General features: G+C 66.5%; 1 protein-coding gene. It reads left to right on the top strand.

Annotated elements, in window-relative coordinates; all coding sequences use genetic code 11:
• Nucleotides 1–737 (top strand): TadA family conjugal transfer-associated ATPase (locus MJ956_RS18710; protein ID WP_253965926.1); only part of this gene is annotated, 737 nt, incomplete at both ends.

Here is a 737-nt window from a genome sequence, read left to right as displayed (position 1 = left end):
TTCGGCGCGATTTCGCCGGAGGGCGCCCAGATCCTTCAGATCATCGGCCGGGTACGCTGCAACGTCGTCATCTCCGGCGGCACCGGCTCGGGCAAGACGACGCTGCTCAACTGCCTGACCCGCTACATCGATGAAGACGAACGCATCATCACCTGCGAGGATTCGGCCGAGCTGCAGTTGCAGCAGCCGCATGTCGTGCGGCTGGAAACCCGCCCGCCCAATATCGAGGGCGAGGGCGAGATCACCATGCGGGCCCTGGTCAAGAACTGCCTGCGCATGCGGCCCGAGCGGATCATCGTCGGCGAGGTGCGCGGACCGGAGGTCTTCGACCTCCTGCAGGCGATGAACACCGGCCATGACGGCTCGATGGGCACGATCCACTCCAACTCGCCGCGCGAATGTCTCAACCGCATGGAATCGATGATCGCCATGGGCGGCTTTTCGCTCCCCTCGCGGACGGTCAAGGAGATCATCGTCGGTTCCGTCGATGTCATCGTCCAGGCCGCGCGGCTGCGCGACGGCTCGCGCCGGATCACTCACATCACCGAGGGTCTCGGCATGGAAGGCGACGTGATCACCACCCAGGACCTGTTCGTCTACGACATGGTCGGCGAGGACGCCCAAGGCCGTATCCTCGGCCGCCATCGCTCGACCGGGGTCGGGCGGCCGGCGTTCTGGGAGCGCGCGCGCTACTACAACGAGGAGCGACGCCTGGCGGCGGCGCTCGACGCGAGCAA

This window comes from Aurantimonas marianensis (assembly GCF_024195285.1).
GTDB lineage: Bacteria > Pseudomonadota > Alphaproteobacteria > Rhizobiales > Rhizobiaceae > Aurantimonas > Aurantimonas marianensis.
The sequence above is the reverse complement of the archived record's forward strand: the minus strand, read 5'-3'. Positions and strand labels throughout refer to the sequence as shown.